General features: G+C 65.7%; 10 protein-coding genes. 7 read left to right on the forward strand and 3 right to left on the reverse strand.

Annotated elements, in window-relative coordinates; translation table 11 throughout:
- Entirely contained in the window at positions 1-1,011 is a 1,011-nt protein-coding gene (locus DSM107133_RS24460; protein ID WP_114292495.1) for a RepB family plasmid replication initiator protein, read from the reverse strand.
- Positions 1,012-1,636: 625 nt separating this feature from the next.
- Between DSM107133_RS24460 and DSM107133_RS24465 the strand changes: the two genes are divergently transcribed.
- Together DSM107133_RS24465 and DSM107133_RS24470 are read left to right on the forward strand one after the other, a co-directional pair.
- Positions 1,637-2,839 carry an AAA family ATPase gene (locus tag DSM107133_RS24465; RefSeq protein WP_114292494.1) on the forward strand — a complete coding sequence of 401 codons (1,203 nt, stop codon included), beginning with the start codon at positions 1,637-1,639 and terminating at the stop codon, positions 2,837-2,839.
- Positions 2,836-3,816: a ParB/RepB/Spo0J family partition protein gene (locus tag DSM107133_RS24470; RefSeq protein WP_114292493.1), complete on the forward strand. Its 981-nt coding sequence runs from the start codon at positions 2,836-2,838 to the stop codon at positions 3,814-3,816. The genes DSM107133_RS24465 and DSM107133_RS24470 overlap by 4 nt, the downstream gene beginning before the upstream one ends.
- Positions 3,817-3,914: 98 nt before the next feature.
- On the opposite strand, the gene DSM107133_RS24475 is transcribed toward DSM107133_RS24470, so the two are convergent.
- Complete coding sequence (locus tag DSM107133_RS24475; protein WP_114292492.1) at positions 3,915-6,002, reverse strand: caspase family protein; 2,088 nt, start codon at positions 6,000-6,002, stop codon at positions 3,915-3,917.
- Positions 6,002-6,622, reverse strand: coding sequence for a hypothetical protein (locus DSM107133_RS24480; RefSeq protein ID WP_114292491.1), 621 nt, complete (start codon positions 6,620-6,622; stop codon positions 6,002-6,004). Before DSM107133_RS24480 ends, DSM107133_RS24475 begins: the two co-directional genes overlap by 1 nt.
- 190 nt (positions 6,623-6,812) lie before the next feature.
- Between DSM107133_RS24480 and DSM107133_RS24485 the strand changes: the two genes are divergently transcribed.
- The 5 genes from DSM107133_RS24485 to DSM107133_RS24505 all read left to right on the forward strand — a co-directional run bounded on the left by DSM107133_RS24485 (position 6,813) and on the right by DSM107133_RS24505 (position 13,759).
- On the forward strand, positions 6,813-8,063 hold the full coding sequence (locus DSM107133_RS24485) for a trypsin-like peptidase domain-containing protein (RefSeq protein WP_162791981.1): 1,251 nt from the start codon (positions 6,813-6,815) through the stop codon (positions 8,061-8,063).
- A complete protein-coding gene (locus DSM107133_RS24490; RefSeq protein ID WP_114292489.1) occupies positions 8,056-8,751 on the forward strand; it encodes a response regulator transcription factor in 696 nt (231 codons plus the stop codon). The genes DSM107133_RS24485 and DSM107133_RS24490 overlap by 8 nt, the downstream gene beginning before the upstream one ends.
- Positions 8,748-10,073 carry a HAMP domain-containing sensor histidine kinase gene (locus DSM107133_RS24495; RefSeq protein WP_114292488.1) on the forward strand — a complete coding sequence of 442 codons (1,326 nt, stop codon included), beginning with the start codon at positions 8,748-8,750 and terminating at the stop codon, positions 10,071-10,073. The genes DSM107133_RS24490 and DSM107133_RS24495 overlap by 4 nt, the downstream gene beginning before the upstream one ends.
- Positions 10,074-10,114: 41 nt before the next feature.
- Complete coding sequence (locus DSM107133_RS24500) at positions 10,115-11,569, forward strand: patatin-like phospholipase family protein (RefSeq protein ID WP_162791980.1); 1,455 nt, start codon at positions 10,115-10,117, stop codon at positions 11,567-11,569.
- Between the two features lie 216 nt (positions 11,570-11,785).
- Positions 11,786-13,759 carry a caspase family protein gene (locus tag DSM107133_RS24505; RefSeq protein WP_114292486.1) on the forward strand — a complete coding sequence of 658 codons (1,974 nt, stop codon included), beginning with the start codon at positions 11,786-11,788 and terminating at the stop codon, positions 13,757-13,759.
- Positions 13,760-13,764 lie beyond the last annotated feature (5 nt).

The raw sequence follows: 13,764 nt of genomic DNA on the forward strand, positions 1-13,764 counted from the left end.
TCAAAGCGGATTCCGCTCTGCAAACGTCCTGAAAAACGCCAGAAACGCCTTGTCAGGGTCTGTTGCCGGTGCGCGGTCCCTGGCCCATGCCCGCCATTCCCCCTCGACGTGGTAGATATCAAACCCCGGATGGCGCAGCCGCGCCGTCTCGTAGGTCTCGGACCGCAGCGCCTGCCCCCGCGCCTCCAGCCAGCCGGGCCGTGCGGGCACCGTGTCGCCTTGGGTCCGCTGCTTGCGCCCGACCTTGGAAAACTGCAACTCGCGCTCCGCCGTCGCCGTTCCGCTGGCGTCCTTGGCCCACCAGCGCAGCTCGACATGGGTCACCCGCCGCCCGGTCTTGATCGGCTCGACCGACACCACGTAATCGCTCAGCGCGTTGACCTCGACCAGCGCCGGTTCGATCGCCCGCAGCTTCAGGTTCGACCACGAGGTCAGCTTGCCCTTGGGCACGCCCAGAATCCCGCGCAGGTCCTCCAGGCTGAACCGTTCCGACGACCGCCACCGCAGCTTGCCGCGTTTCTGGATCATCTCGTACAGCGTCAGCGCATATTTCGATGACAGCGCAAACATCACCTCGCGTTGCAGGCGGGCGAACACCGTGCTGTCCTTGATGATCTTGCGCAGACGCGTGGGGATTTCATATTCGAACAATCCGTCGCGGCGGCTGGATTCGATGTTCCCGCCCAGCAACTGCACCCGCTCGATGGCCGGCGCACCGTCGCGGGTGATGCGCACCTTGACGATACAGGCCATCAGCCGCTCGATGGATTCGCCCACCCGGTCGTTGGAATTGTGCGACCCGCGCAGGTCGCCCTTGGAAATCACATGGGTCACCGGCTTGTCGATGGCATCCCACGCGTTCTCCAGAAGCTGGTTGTAGATACGCCGGTCGGCCAGCGTCAGCGGTGTGACCTCGACAAGGTCCACCAGCTCGCCGGGTTTCACCAGCGTGTCGGCATTGGGCCGCGCTTCGACCGTGCGAACGGGTTTGGGTTTCACGTCCTTCGCCATTGGACTTACCTGCTCAAACTTACTTTTGTAGTTGTTGTCGTGTAAGCTATCACGAAAGGGCGCTTTGGTAAATCACCCGAAACGTAAGCTTTGATTCGGGGCAAAACACCCACCCGATTCGCATCACGCTGATATTGTTGCAGAAAAAACGGCATTTTTCACCCCCTTGGGACGCCCCCGAAAAGTAAGCTTTGGGCCCGCCCCGATCCGTAAGCGGACAGGCCCCCAGACGTAAGGCCCGCCACCCCGAACCGTAAGCCAAGCGGCCCCGATATGTAAGCGTAGTGACTGTTTTTCGTGTATTTCCAGTGCATTACAGGCCATGAACAAGAACTATTAGAATCCAGAACCAGACAGGGTTTTTCATATTTGATTTTTGTGGGGTGTTGCGCGTTCCGACAGATCACCGCACGCACCGCTAACGCAAAGCTTACAAATCGGGTGCACCGTGCCCAAACCCCTGTAGAATGACGGTGTTGGGCTGGTGATACGCGTAAACTTCCACTCTTTGACGGCAGAACCCCCAGCTTGCGGTTTTTTGGGCATGTTCCGTCAAACTTCGCACTTTACCATCCAGCCCCAAGGGTTCATGATTCGGCGCATCCTCATTGTATTGCGAGCCATCATGGACAACCCTGCCCTTCCCCGCGTCCGTCTGGAAGACCTTGAAAACCTCGCCCGCCGCGCCGACACCGTGATCGGCCGGCTGCGCGACCGCATCTATGCCCCCGGCACCGAGAAACAGCTGGACCTGCGGTTTCCCGTGCGCCGCGCCGCCGAGATGGTGGGCCGCAGCGAAAAGGCCATTCGCGACGCCGAGGACGATGGCCGTCTGCCGATGCCGGACAAGGACCCCGAAACCGGCCGGCGCACCGGATACGAGCTGGCCGACATCAACCGCATGCGCGCGCTGTTCAGCACCCTGCCCCACCGCGCCGAGACTGACGAGGCGCTGGTGCTGGCGGTTCAGAACTTCAAGGGCGGCGTCGGCAAATCCACCGTCGTCTGCCATCTGGCGCAATATCTGGCGCTGAAAGGCTACCGCGTCTGCGTGATCGACTGTGACAGCCAGGCCAGCACCACATCAGTGTTCGGGCTGAACCCCGATGTGGACGTGGACGAGGATGAGGATACGCTTTACCCGTTCTTCCGCCACGGCGGCCCGACCTCGCTGCACTATGCGCTGCGGGCGACCTATTGGCCGGGCATCGCGCTGATCCCCGCGAACCTGGGGCTCTACGATGCCGAATACGAATTCGCGGCACGGATGGTGCGCGAACAGTCCTTTGTGCTGGACCGTCTGCGCGACGGCATCGCCACGATCCGCGACCAGTTCGACGTGATCCTGATGGATCCGCCCCCTGCCTTGGGGATGCTGTCGCTGTCGGTTCTGCGTGCGGCGGACGCGCTGGTGATCCCGGCCCCGCCCAACAACATCGACTTTGGCAGCACCGCGCATTTCCTGAAGATGATGGGCGCCACGCTCAAGGAACTGGCCGCCGCAGGTGGTCCGCGCGACTATGCGTTCCTGCGCATTCTGGCCACCAAGATGAACGACAACAAATCGGCCCACACCGCGATCAAGCGGATGATGGACGCGGTGTTCCCCATGGACATGATGAGCGCGGTTCTGAAAGACAGCGCCGAGTTCGACAACGCCGCCGCCGACCTGGGCACGGTCTATGAAATAACAGGCCCTGCGACCCGCACAGAGACACATAAACGCTGCCGGGCCTATCTGGATTCTGTCAACCGCGAGATCGAATTGCTGATCCGCAAGACATGGCCCAGCCACCACGCCGATCTGCGCAAGGAAGGACTGTTATGAGCAAGAAACACGACGCCCTGTATGATGATGTTCTGGGAAACCTCGACGCACCGGAACCCGCCCCCGCCGCCGAAGTCGCACGCGGCAGCCGTTTCCTGAAACGGTCAACCACCATCGCCGATCACGTCACCGGCGAGATCGAGGAGAAAACCCTGCGCTGGGTCGACCCCGCCGATTGCGTGATGTGGGACCGCCACAACCGCGCCTATGACCTGCTGAGCGAAGAAAACTGCCGCGACCTGATCGACGGTATCCGCGCGCAGGGCCGTCAGGAATTTCCCGCAATCGTGCGCCGCAAGGGCGACACCTACGAGGTGATCTGCGGCGCGCGGCGGCACTTTGCCGTCAGCTGGCTGCGGGCGAACAACTACACCCAGTTCAAATACCTGATCGACGTGCGCGACCTGACCGACGAAGAGGCGTTTCGCCTGGCCGACATCGAAAACCGCGACCGCGAGGACATCTCGGATTACGAGCGCGCGATTGACTACGCCGACGCGATCAAACGCTATTACGGCGGCAAGCAAAAGGCGATGGCGGCCCGGCTTGAGGTCAGCCCGCCGTGGCTCTCGCGCTATCTGGCGCTGGCGGATTTGCCCGGCGACGTGGTCAAGGCGTTCACCTCGATCCGCGACATCAAGGAACGCCATGCCCGCGATCTGAAACCGCTGTTGGCGCGGCCCGAAACCGGTCAGCTGGTGCTGGAAGAAGCCCGCGCGATCATCCGCGAACAGGCGCGCGGCACCACGCTGGACGGGTTCGAGGTGATCAAACGGCTCAAGGGCGCGGCCCGCCCTGCCACCGAGCCGAAACCGCGCCCCGTGGGTGGCAAGGAATTCCGGCGCCACATGGCGGACAAGCCGGTGACCATGCGCAAAAAGGGCCGCATCGTGACGCTGGAATTTGACGCGGACATATCCGACGGCGCCTTGCAGATGGCGCTGGATAAATTCATGGAAGACCGCAAGAAAAGCTGACTCACTGAAAAGTTGCCCATGGGCAACTTTTTGGTTTCAGGGGGGCGACGGGCAAAAATTGCCCATGGGCAATTTCCCCAAATCCGCCCCCTGCCCGCCTAGTTTCCCGCCACCGTGTCGATGTCGAATTGCAGGATCGCAGGCGCCGGACCGCTGTCGTCCTCCAGCGCGACGGCCCCCCGCGTCACCTGACCGAAACCGGCATTGCGCAGCGACGCAGCAAAGCTGCTGTCCTGCGCGGCACCCCCACGCATCACCTCGACCGCGGACTGTCCCAGAAACCGCAGATCCTCGATGGCGGACTGTGGCTCGGCCGGTGTCAGGATCACCACCACGCGGTCGCGGCCAAAGGCCTCGTCAGTGATGCGGAACAGCCCCTTTTTCAGCGTGTCACCGGGTTGCAGCCGCCCGCTGTAGAAATGCGTGATCGCGTAATCCGACCCGATGTGCAGCACGTTGGCATCCACCGGAAACGCCTCGTTGTTCTGCGCCAGCACATGCACCTGATCGTCGGGCACCAGCACCGGCACCGCCACCGTGTCCAGATCGCGCAGGTCCCGCTGTTGGCGGGTCTTGGTTTGCAGGCGCAGGTCCACGTTCAGGTCGGTGTCGCTGTACTGTCCACCCATCCGCAGCAGGTTGATCGCGCGGCCCATCCGTTCCAGTGAATCCTGCATCAGCGCGGCCACCTCGGCGGGCTGCCGGTCGGTGGTGCCGACCGAAGGCGTTTGCGCGGCCTTGGACGGCTCGAAATACCCTGTGCCGGGCAACAGCCAGATTGCATCGGGGCGCGTGCTGTCGGGCATCACCGCCAGCCGCACGTCGGCATCGGCCCCCGCAGGGACCAGCACCAGCCGCCCGCCCGCGTCCTGTTCCAGCAGGTCCAGCGTGGCCGTCACCACCGCCGGCACATCGCCATCGGGGCGCGCCACGCGCAGGGTGAAATCGACCACATCGGCCAGCTTGCGGGCATAGCTGCCTTTCGGCAGCTCCGCGACATCCAGCGCCGGCAGGCCCGCGTGCGCGACCGGCTCCAGCTCGGATGTGAAGGTGTCGGTGAACGTCACCTTGGCATAGCCCACGGCATCGCTGACGGCACTGGCGGCGGTGGGCAGCAGCGCGACAATCTCGCCCTCGGCGATGTGCTGCAACTGCCCCGCGCGCAGGGTCAGGCCAAAGGCCCCTTCGCGCACCGGCCACTGGTGGATCTGCTCGCCCGCCTCGCCCGAGAACACATAGCCGTCCAGATCGCCCTCGAACATGGGGGTGGACAGGGCCAGGTTCTGCACCGCGTATTTGCGCAGCACTTCCTGACCCAACTGGCGATAGGTCACGCCGGGGTTTTCGGCCAGGGTTTCAAAAATCGTATAGGTGAACACGCCCTGCGACACGCGTCCGGGCGCGCCACGGGGCAGACGTTTTTCCGGCGTCGTCTCGGTGGTTTGGGCTGCGAAAAACGCGATGAATGCGCCGTCGCCATTGCCGCCCTCGACCGGGCTGGCAGGGCGCGCGCGCGGGTCGGGCAGGGCGCGCGATGTCGCCTCGGCGTCGGCCATCGCGCTGTCAGGCACACCCAGAGCCGACGGGTCCAGCTTGCGCATCCGCACCTCCTCGCCGTCCGCTGGGGCGGCGCGGGTGACGGTGCCGGAATGACAGGCGTCGAAGACCGCCCAGACGGTCGCGCCCTTGGCCCGCAGGCTGCCGATCAGCACGCCGATCTCGTCATCGACCAGCGCGTTTTCGACGCTGCCGACGCTGTCGTCCCACGCCCCGATGTCGACGGGCAGGAACATCTCGTCCAGCCCGTCCTCCTCGGTTTCAGGGTGCAGCGCGGGGGCCTGCGTGCCGTGGCCCGAGAAGTGCAAATAGACAAAATCGCCCGGACCCACACGCGCCGCCATGGCGGCAAACCCGTCGCGGATGCCTTGCAAGGTCGGGCGCCCCGCGCCCTCGACGCCATCGGCCAGAACGGTCACGTTGTCGGCGGCAAAGGGCACCGGCGCGCTGTCCGTCAGATAGGTCCTCACCAAGGCGACGTCATTCGCAGGTCCTTGCAGCCAATACCGTTCCTCAAGGTTGTCATAGGTCGACGCGCCGATCAGCAGCGCAAAGTTTTCGGCCAGCGCGGGCAGGGGCACCAGCAAGCTCAGGGCGGTCAGCGCGGGGCGCAACACAGCGCGGCCCATCAGTTTGTGATCAGCGCATAATCGGCGCTGCTGCCGCTGGCGTTCTGCACCGCGATGGTGAAATCGCCGGTGCTGCGCGGGCTCCACCCGCAATAGGCGATGGCGCTGGAATCGGTGTCGGAACAGACCAGCCGCCCCTGAGCGTCGGTGACCTTCAGGTTCAGGTCGTTGCTGCCCTTGGCCTCGACATAAATCTCGGCATAGGTGCCGCCCTCGAAGGGCACGGCGCGATAGGTGTCGGTCTGGCCGCCGCCGATCCGCGCGTTGTTGTAGACCGGGCCGCTGACCACCCCCTTGGTGTTTTCGGATGCCACGTCGTCGATCAACCCCAGCATCATGTCGTCGCCTGCCGCCAGATCCCGCGCGGTGGCCAGCATCGCATCGGCATCCAGCGCGCCGTCGCCGGGGGTGCCATCCTCGGCCATGCGGTCGGTGGGGGACAGGCCCAGACCCCGGCGCATCTTGGCGGCGGCCAGCACCAGCAGCGGATCGCGGGTGGCGACGCCAGTGTCATAGATAACGCGGCTGGCTTCGGCCTGTTTCAGCGGCGCGGGGTCGGCGGCCAGCGCGGGCAGGGCCGACAGGATCAGGGCAGCGGTCAGGGTGGTGAAACGGGTCATGGGAACATCCTTGAAAATAGGTTTTGGTCTGGAATTAAGTCAAAGTTAGCGATGCATGCGCGACCTGCCAAGCGGGCGAATTTTCATGACGGCATTTTTCACATGTACGGGGGCGATTTCCGGTCTAGGGTTTGTGCAGATTGATGAAAGATTGTATATGCGTCTGATATTGCTTGTTATTTTAATATGTATGGCGGCAGTGCCCCGCTTTGCCACCGCCCAGATGGCCCCACAGGCCGCCGCCCACGTGCTGGAGGCCACCCTGATGCTGCGCAGCGCCGACGGGCGGGACCGTTTCCTCGGCTCGGGCTTTGTCTTTGGCAGCAATGACCGCGCCGTGACCAACGCCCATGTGGTCGGCAAGGCCGCGCAGGTGGTGGTCGTGACCCAAGGCGGCACCCGCATCGACGCCACGGTGATCGCCGTGGACCCGCTGCGCGATCTGGCGGTGCTGCAACTGGCCACGCCGCACGATGCGGTGTTGCAGCCTGCGTCCGGCGTTGCGGTCGGGCAGGGGGTCTTTGCCACCGGCGCCCCGCTTGAGGCGGCGTTTACCCTGACGCAGGGGATCGTCTCGGCGCTGTCCCGCCAGATCGACTCGACGCAGCCCGTGGGCTATCTGCAACATTCCGCAGCCGTCAACCCGGGCAGCAGCGGCGGGCCGCTGGTGGATGCCGCAGGCGACGTTCTGGGCATAAACACCCGTATCAGTGACGGTTCGCGGTTCTTTGTCGGCATCGCTTACGCCGTGCCGGTGGCGGACGTAAGCGACTTTGTGGCGCGCGGCCCACTGCCCGAACATCCGCCGCTGGGCGTGCAACTGCGCCCGCTGGTCCCGCGGATCAAGGCGGCCTTGGGCTATGACGGCACCGGCGCGCTGGTGGAACAGGTGCAGCCCGACACACCCGCCGATCTGGCAGGGGTGCAGGCGGGCGATATCCTGACCATGGTGGATGATCATGCGATCACCATGCCGGGCGATCTGGCCTTTGCGCTGGCACAGGGGGGCGCAGAGGTGCGGCTGGGCGTGCAGCGGGGAAATCAGGCTCTGACACTGGTGGTTTCGCGTGTCGTGGTCCAATCCGACATCACCCCCGCCACCCCGCAACAGGTCCAGCGCCGCGATCAGTACAAGCTGACCGACATGGGGCTGGTTCTGGACCCCGACGGCACCATCCGCGCGGTTGTGAATCAGGGCGCAGGGTTCTTTGCAGGTCTCACGGGGGGCGACCGGATCGTCGCGATCAACGGCACCGCCATTACCGATCTGCCCGACGGTTGGACCCGCAATTTTACCTTTGACAGCGCGGTCTTGCTGCGCATCTCATTGCCGGACGGGGCGACGCGGCATTACCTGCTGGACCCGTGGGAGGACGGCCCGGCGCTGCGTCTGGCCAGCGGTGCCAACGTGCTGGACATGGAGGTGGTCAGCTTTGACTGAGGCAGGCAGAATATTGATCGTCGAGGACGACGCCGACATGGCCCGCGCATTGGCCGAGGCATGTAGCGAACTGGGCTATACCCCCGTGTTAGAGACGACATGCGCCGCAGGGCTTGCCACCGCGCGAACGGGGCAGTTCCCGCTGGCGATCCTGGACCGGATGATGCCCGACGGCGACAGCATCGACATGCTGGCCGAACTGCGGCACGCGGGCACCATCGGCGCGATCCTGATGGTCAGCGCATTGGCGCACGCAGGCCACCGCAGTCACGGGCTGGACCGGGGGGCCGATGATTACCTTGCCAAACCCTTTGCCCCCGAGGAGCTGCGCGCCCGCATCCGCGCGCTGGTGCGCCGGACCAAGGCACAGCCCATGGACAACGATTTTCTGGTGTTCGACGGGCTTGAAATCCGCGTCAAGGCGCGCACGGTGCATCACGGACAGGATCATATTCCCCTGTCGCCCAAGGAATTCGAACTGTTGATGTATTTCGCCACCCACGCAGGCACCCCGCTCAGCCGGATGCAGCTGCTGGAACACGTCTGGAACCTGCATTTCGATCCGCAAACCAATGTGGTCGACGTGCATGTGGGCCGGTTGCGCCGCAAGCTGGAACAGCACACCAACCGCGCGTGGATCCACACCGCACGCGGGGCGGGCTATTGGTTCGGGCCGGACGGGGCATGAGGAACGGCACCTTCCGTTCGGTCGCGCTGGTGGCGCTGGTGCCGCTGGTGATGGCGGTGGCGGGGGTGCTGGTGCTGCAATCGCAGTTGCGCGCGCGGCTGGTCGAGGCTGTGCAGACCCGCCTGCTGGCCGAGGCGCAGGGGTTTGCCGCCCTCTATGACCAGCGCCGCATCGTCGCCCTGCGCGAGGCGATCGCCTATCGCAGCACGCGCGGCGACCCTGCGGGCAGCGTCTATGTGCTGACCGACCGGGCGGGCGCGGTGCTGGCGGGCAATCTGGACGGCTGGCCCGATGGCATCGCGGTGCAGGACACCGCGCAGCAGGTCCAGATCGACGGGCGCCCCTATCTGGCCCGTGCGCAGGACTTGCGCGGCGGCTTTGGCCTGTTGGTGGGGGTCAGCCTGTTGCCGGTGGAACAGACGCTGGCCCAGATGCGCCGCGTCTTTGCCGCCTTTGGCCTGGCGATGCTGGTCGCGGGGCTGGCCGCCGCATGGGGCGTGGCGCGGCAGGCACAGTGGCGCACGGCGCGGATGAACGCGGCGCTGGCGCAGGTCGGCGGGGCAGGGGGCCTGGGCCTGCGGATGCCGCGCGAGGGCGGGTCGGAACACGCCGAACTGGCCGACCACATCGACGCCATGCTGGCACGCATCGCGCATCTGTTCGACGCGCATCAACGGTTGGGCAACGCGGTGGCCCACGAAATGCGCACACCGCTGGCCCGCATCCGCACGCGGCTGGACGCGCTGGATCTGGACGCGGTGGCGCGCGCGGGGCTGGACGACGAGATCCGCGCCACGATCCGCCTGTTCGACAGCCTGCTGAGCATCGCGCAAATGGACGCCGAGGCGGGCAATACCACCACGCTGCATCCCGTCGATCTGGGCCAGATCGCCGCCGGTATCGTCGAGCTGTACCAGCCCGTCGCCGAGGAAGAGGGGCGCAGGATCACCACGCAAATCGACCCTGACACGCAGATATTGGGCGATGAGCACCTGTTGGCACAACTGCTGTCCAACCTGATCGAGAACGGCCTGAAATACACCCGCCCCGGCGACACCATCGCCGTCACCGTCCGTCGCGACGGGGCCAAGGTGCGCCTGCGCGTGCAGGACGACGGGCCGGGGGTGGACGCGACGTTGCGCGAACAGTTGTTCACGCCCTTTGCACGCGGCTTTGACACGGGGTCGAAACCGGGGCACGGGCTGGGTCTGTCGCTGGTGCGGGCGATTGCATTGCGCCACGGGGCGATCCCGCGTGCGCCCGCCACCGAAAAAGGATTTGCAATCGAAGTCGAAGCCTTGCATTTTTCCACGCAGGAATAGCTGCTTAATCCATTTTCCACATGCGCTTGGGGGCGCCTGAAATGATTCATATCCGGCTTTGCACGGCGCTGTTCTGCGCCATGGTTCTTGCGGCCTGCTCGGCGCTGAACCCGCCGATCAACCCCTATCTGGCCGACCCCGGATCGGTGCAGGAACCCGCATTCGGCGGCAACCTGATGGGGCGGGACGACGTGTTCATCGGGCTGGCCTTTTCCGGGGGCGGCACGCGGGCCTCGGCGTTTTCTTACGGGATGCTGAAGGCGCTGCGCGATGCCACGCGCACGGCGGAAAACCCCGACGGGTTGTTGCAACATGTGCGGCTGGTCACCGGCGTGTCGGGCGGGTCGGTCACGGCGGCCTATTACGGGCTGCACGGGCCGCGGGGGCTGGATGTCTACCGCGAACAATACCTGATCCAGAACGCCGAAAAATACATGGCCACCGCCGTGTGGAACCCGGTGACGCTGGTCAAGGGGCTGTCGGGCGGGGCCAACGGGCGCAAGACCTTTGCGCGGTTCCTGGATGAAAGCATCCTGCACAAGGCCACCTTCCGCGACCTGTGGGCCAAGGGCTATGCGACGACGTGGATCAACGCCTCGGACGTGGCGAACAACACGCCGTTCCTGTTCTCGCAGGAAACCTTTGACGCGCTGTGTTCCAATCTGGCCGATCTGCCCGTGTCCGAAGCTGTTGCCGCCTCGGCCGCCTTTCCGCTGGTGTTCGCGCCGATCACGCTGGCCGCGCACCGCGAAGGCTGCGATTATTCCGAACCCGACTGGCTGACCGCGGCGCGGTTCAATCCCGAAAGCACCTCGGCGCTGCGGGCTTATGGCAAGGCGCTGGAAACCTACCGCGACCCGGACAAGATCAAGCTGGTCAAGCTGCTGGACGGCGCGATCACCGACAATTTCGGCACCACGGGTTTGTCGGTGGCGCGGGTGAAATCGCAGACCGCTTACGGCCCGATGACCGAGGAACAGGCCGTACGCGTCAACCGCATGTTGTTTCTGGTGGCCAACGCGGGCGTGCAGCAGGATTACAAATGGAACCAGCGGCTGCGCGGTCCGGGCGGGGTGCAGCTGGGAATGGCGATTGCCAATTCGTCCATGGGGGCGGCGACGCGTGTGGGCTATGACGTGCTGCGGCTGACGCTGGACCAATATGCCGACGACCTGATCGACTACCGGTGCAGCCTGTCTGCCGCGCGGGTGCGGGCGTTGCGCGGGTCGCTGGCGGGCTGGGATTGCAAGGACGTGAAACTGTTCGTGGGGCAGGTGTCGTTCGAGGTGCTGGACAACGACCAGCGCGACGATCTGAACGAAATCCCCACGCGCCTGCGGCTGGAAACGCCACAGGTGGACGCGGTGATTGCGGCGGGCGAACAGGCGACGCGGCTGACGCCGGAATTCAACGGCTTTCTGCGCGCGATTGACGCAGTGCCCGCCCCTGCGGATGCGCGGCGCATCGGGGCGCGGCGGATCACGCCGGGGAACTGACGGGCCTCGACCTGCCGCACCGAGCTGAAAACCACAGCCGCGACGTGGCCGCCCGCGGGGTTCACTCGCCTTAAAGGTGTGAAATCGCGCCCCATACCAGCGATGGTGTGGGGGCTTTTGTGTTTGCGGGCCAGAGGCTTGGCCCGAATGTGAAAAACGCTGTTAGGATTGAACAGCCCCGTAGACGGAACGCTTTCCCCTTCGTAACCTGCCGGCATGATGACGCGACTGATCCCTTTGCTGCTGGCTCTGTGGCCGCTTGGCACCCACGCCGAAACCCGCGCGGTTCTGGTGGGGGTGGGGGATTATCTGTATCTTGATGCGGATTTGCAGGGGCCGGTCAACGACGTGGGCCTGATGGCCGACACGCTGATGCGGCGCGGTGTCGCGGCGGCGGCGATCACGGTGCTGTCTGACGCGGCGGCGCGGGTGCCCGATGGCGCGGTGCGCGGGCTGCCGGACCGTGTGGCGATACTGGACGCCCTGGGCGGGGCGATTGCGGCCTCGGCCCATGGCGACACGGTGGTGTTCTATTTCTCGGGCCACGGCGCGCAGGCCCCCGACCTGAACGGCGACGAGGGCGGCGGCATGGACGAGATTTTCCTGCCCCGCGACACGCGCGGCTGGAACGGTGGCATCGGTGCGGTCGAAAACGCGATTCTGGACGACGAATTCGGCACCTTCACCGAACAGGCCGCAGCACAGGGGGTGCAGCTGGTGGCGATCCTGGACGCCTGCCACTCGGGCACCGGCTTTCGCGCGGGGCCAGAGACGGACGTGCGGGCGCGGTATATCACGCCGGCACAGCTTGGCCTGCCTGACGATCAGGTCAGCGATGCGGTGGGGCAGGGGCAGGCCCCCGCAGGCGACTATGTGTTCCTTTATGCGGCGCAGTCCGACCAGCGGGCGTTTGAATACCCCGTCGGTGACGCGCGCCTGTGGCACGGCGATTTCACCCGTGCGCTGACCTCGGTCATGCAAGAGGTGCCCGACATCACCTATACCGCCCTTGTGCAAGCCGCCGCCGCGCGGATGCGCACGGCGGGCGGGCAGGCGGCGCAGACGCCCGATGTCGAGGGACCGCTGGCAGATGCGCCGGTGATCGGCGGCGATGCGCCCGGACTGTTGCGGATGCAGGTCGACGGCCAGACCCTGCGCGCGGGGCTGCTGGGCGGCGTGACCAAAGGCAGCATCGTGGCGCTGTACGCGGGACAGCTGGACGACAGCCCCGCCGGTCAGGCCGAGGTGACGCAAGTCCGCGCGACCGAGGCGGATTTGCGGTATCTGGAACCCTTTCCGACCGAGAAGGTCGCCTATGCCCAGATCACCGACCGCGCGCTGGACACCTCGATCGCGCTGAACTTCAGCGCCGAGGCGCAGGCGCATCTGACGGATGGGTTTGACGCGCTGGCCGCGCGCGTGGACGTGCCGCTGGACGCCGCCACCCCGTCGCACCGCGTGGTCTGGGACGGGGCGCAATTTGCGCTGATCGGTCCCGATGGCGTGCTGGACGCGGGCGGTGACGGCACCAGCATCCGGCTGGGCGCGGGCGATACCGACGCATTGGCGCAGCGCATCGGGCTTGCCGTGGGACGCTTGCGGCTGGAAAAGGCGCTGGCGCAGATGGCGCAGGGGGCGGTCAAGACCGGCTTTGCCCTTGGCCCCACCGGCCCGACCGTCAGCTTTACCCTGACCGCGGGGCGGATGCGCGGCGGCAAATGCGCCACGCCCGACGGCACGCCGCAGCCGGTGACCGGACGGGCCAGCGCGCACAGCTGCGATGTGCTGGGCCTGCGCTATGACAACACCACCGGCGGGATGCAGGACGTGACGGTCCTGTACATCAACGCCGACAACAGCATCGACACGCTGTGGCCCACCCGCAACCTGTCGAACAGGATCGAGGCCGGCGGCAGCCAGCAGATGGACTTTGCGCTGGTGGCCGATGCGGTGCTGCATGAACAGGTGATCGTGGTGTCGGTCCCCGCAGACCCCGGCAGCATGCGCACCACCCTTGCCTTTCTGGGCGGCGGCGGATTGCCCGCCAGCAGCATGGGGGCTGTGGCCGAATATATGGCCAGCGTCACCGATCCGGCGCAAAGCCGTGGATTTTCACTGAAACCCAAGGGCGCGGACCTGTCGGTACACCGGCTGGACCTGACCCTGACCCCATTCCAAACAGGAGACTGACCCAA

It is taken from the genome of Pseudosulfitobacter sp. DSM 107133, assembly GCF_022788695.1.
GTDB lineage: Bacteria > Pseudomonadota > Alphaproteobacteria > Rhodobacterales > Rhodobacteraceae > Pseudosulfitobacter.

What these genes read in the sequence shown, in the direction of transcription:
- DSM107133_RS24500 (WP_162791980.1), top strand. Translation starts at nt 10,115, where the DNA reads ATGATTCATATCCGGCTTTGCACGGCGCTGTTCTGCGCCATGGTTCTT.
- DSM107133_RS24485 (WP_162791981.1), top strand. Translation starts at nt 6,813, where the DNA reads ATGGCGGCAGTGCCCCGCTTTGCCACCGCCCAGATGGCCCCACAGGCC.
- DSM107133_RS24475 (WP_114292492.1), bottom strand. Translation starts at nt 6,002, where the DNA reads ATGGGCCGCGCTGTGTTGCGCCCCGCGCTGACCGCCCTGAGCTTGCTG.
- DSM107133_RS24470 (WP_114292493.1), top strand. Translation starts at nt 2,836, where the DNA reads ATGAGCAAGAAACACGACGCCCTGTATGATGATGTTCTGGGAAACCTC.
- DSM107133_RS24465 (WP_114292494.1), top strand. Translation starts at nt 1,637, where the DNA reads ATGGACAACCCTGCCCTTCCCCGCGTCCGTCTGGAAGACCTTGAAAAC.
- DSM107133_RS24480 (WP_114292491.1), bottom strand. Translation starts at nt 6,622, where the DNA reads ATGACCCGTTTCACCACCCTGACCGCTGCCCTGATCCTGTCGGCCCTG.
- DSM107133_RS24495 (WP_114292488.1), top strand. Translation starts at nt 8,748, where the DNA reads ATGAGGAACGGCACCTTCCGTTCGGTCGCGCTGGTGGCGCTGGTGCCG.
- DSM107133_RS24505 (WP_114292486.1), top strand. Translation starts at nt 11,786, where the DNA reads ATGATGACGCGACTGATCCCTTTGCTGCTGGCTCTGTGGCCGCTTGGC.
- DSM107133_RS24460 (WP_114292495.1), bottom strand. Translation starts at nt 1,011, where the DNA reads ATGGCGAAGGACGTGAAACCCAAACCCGTTCGCACGGTCGAAGCGCGG.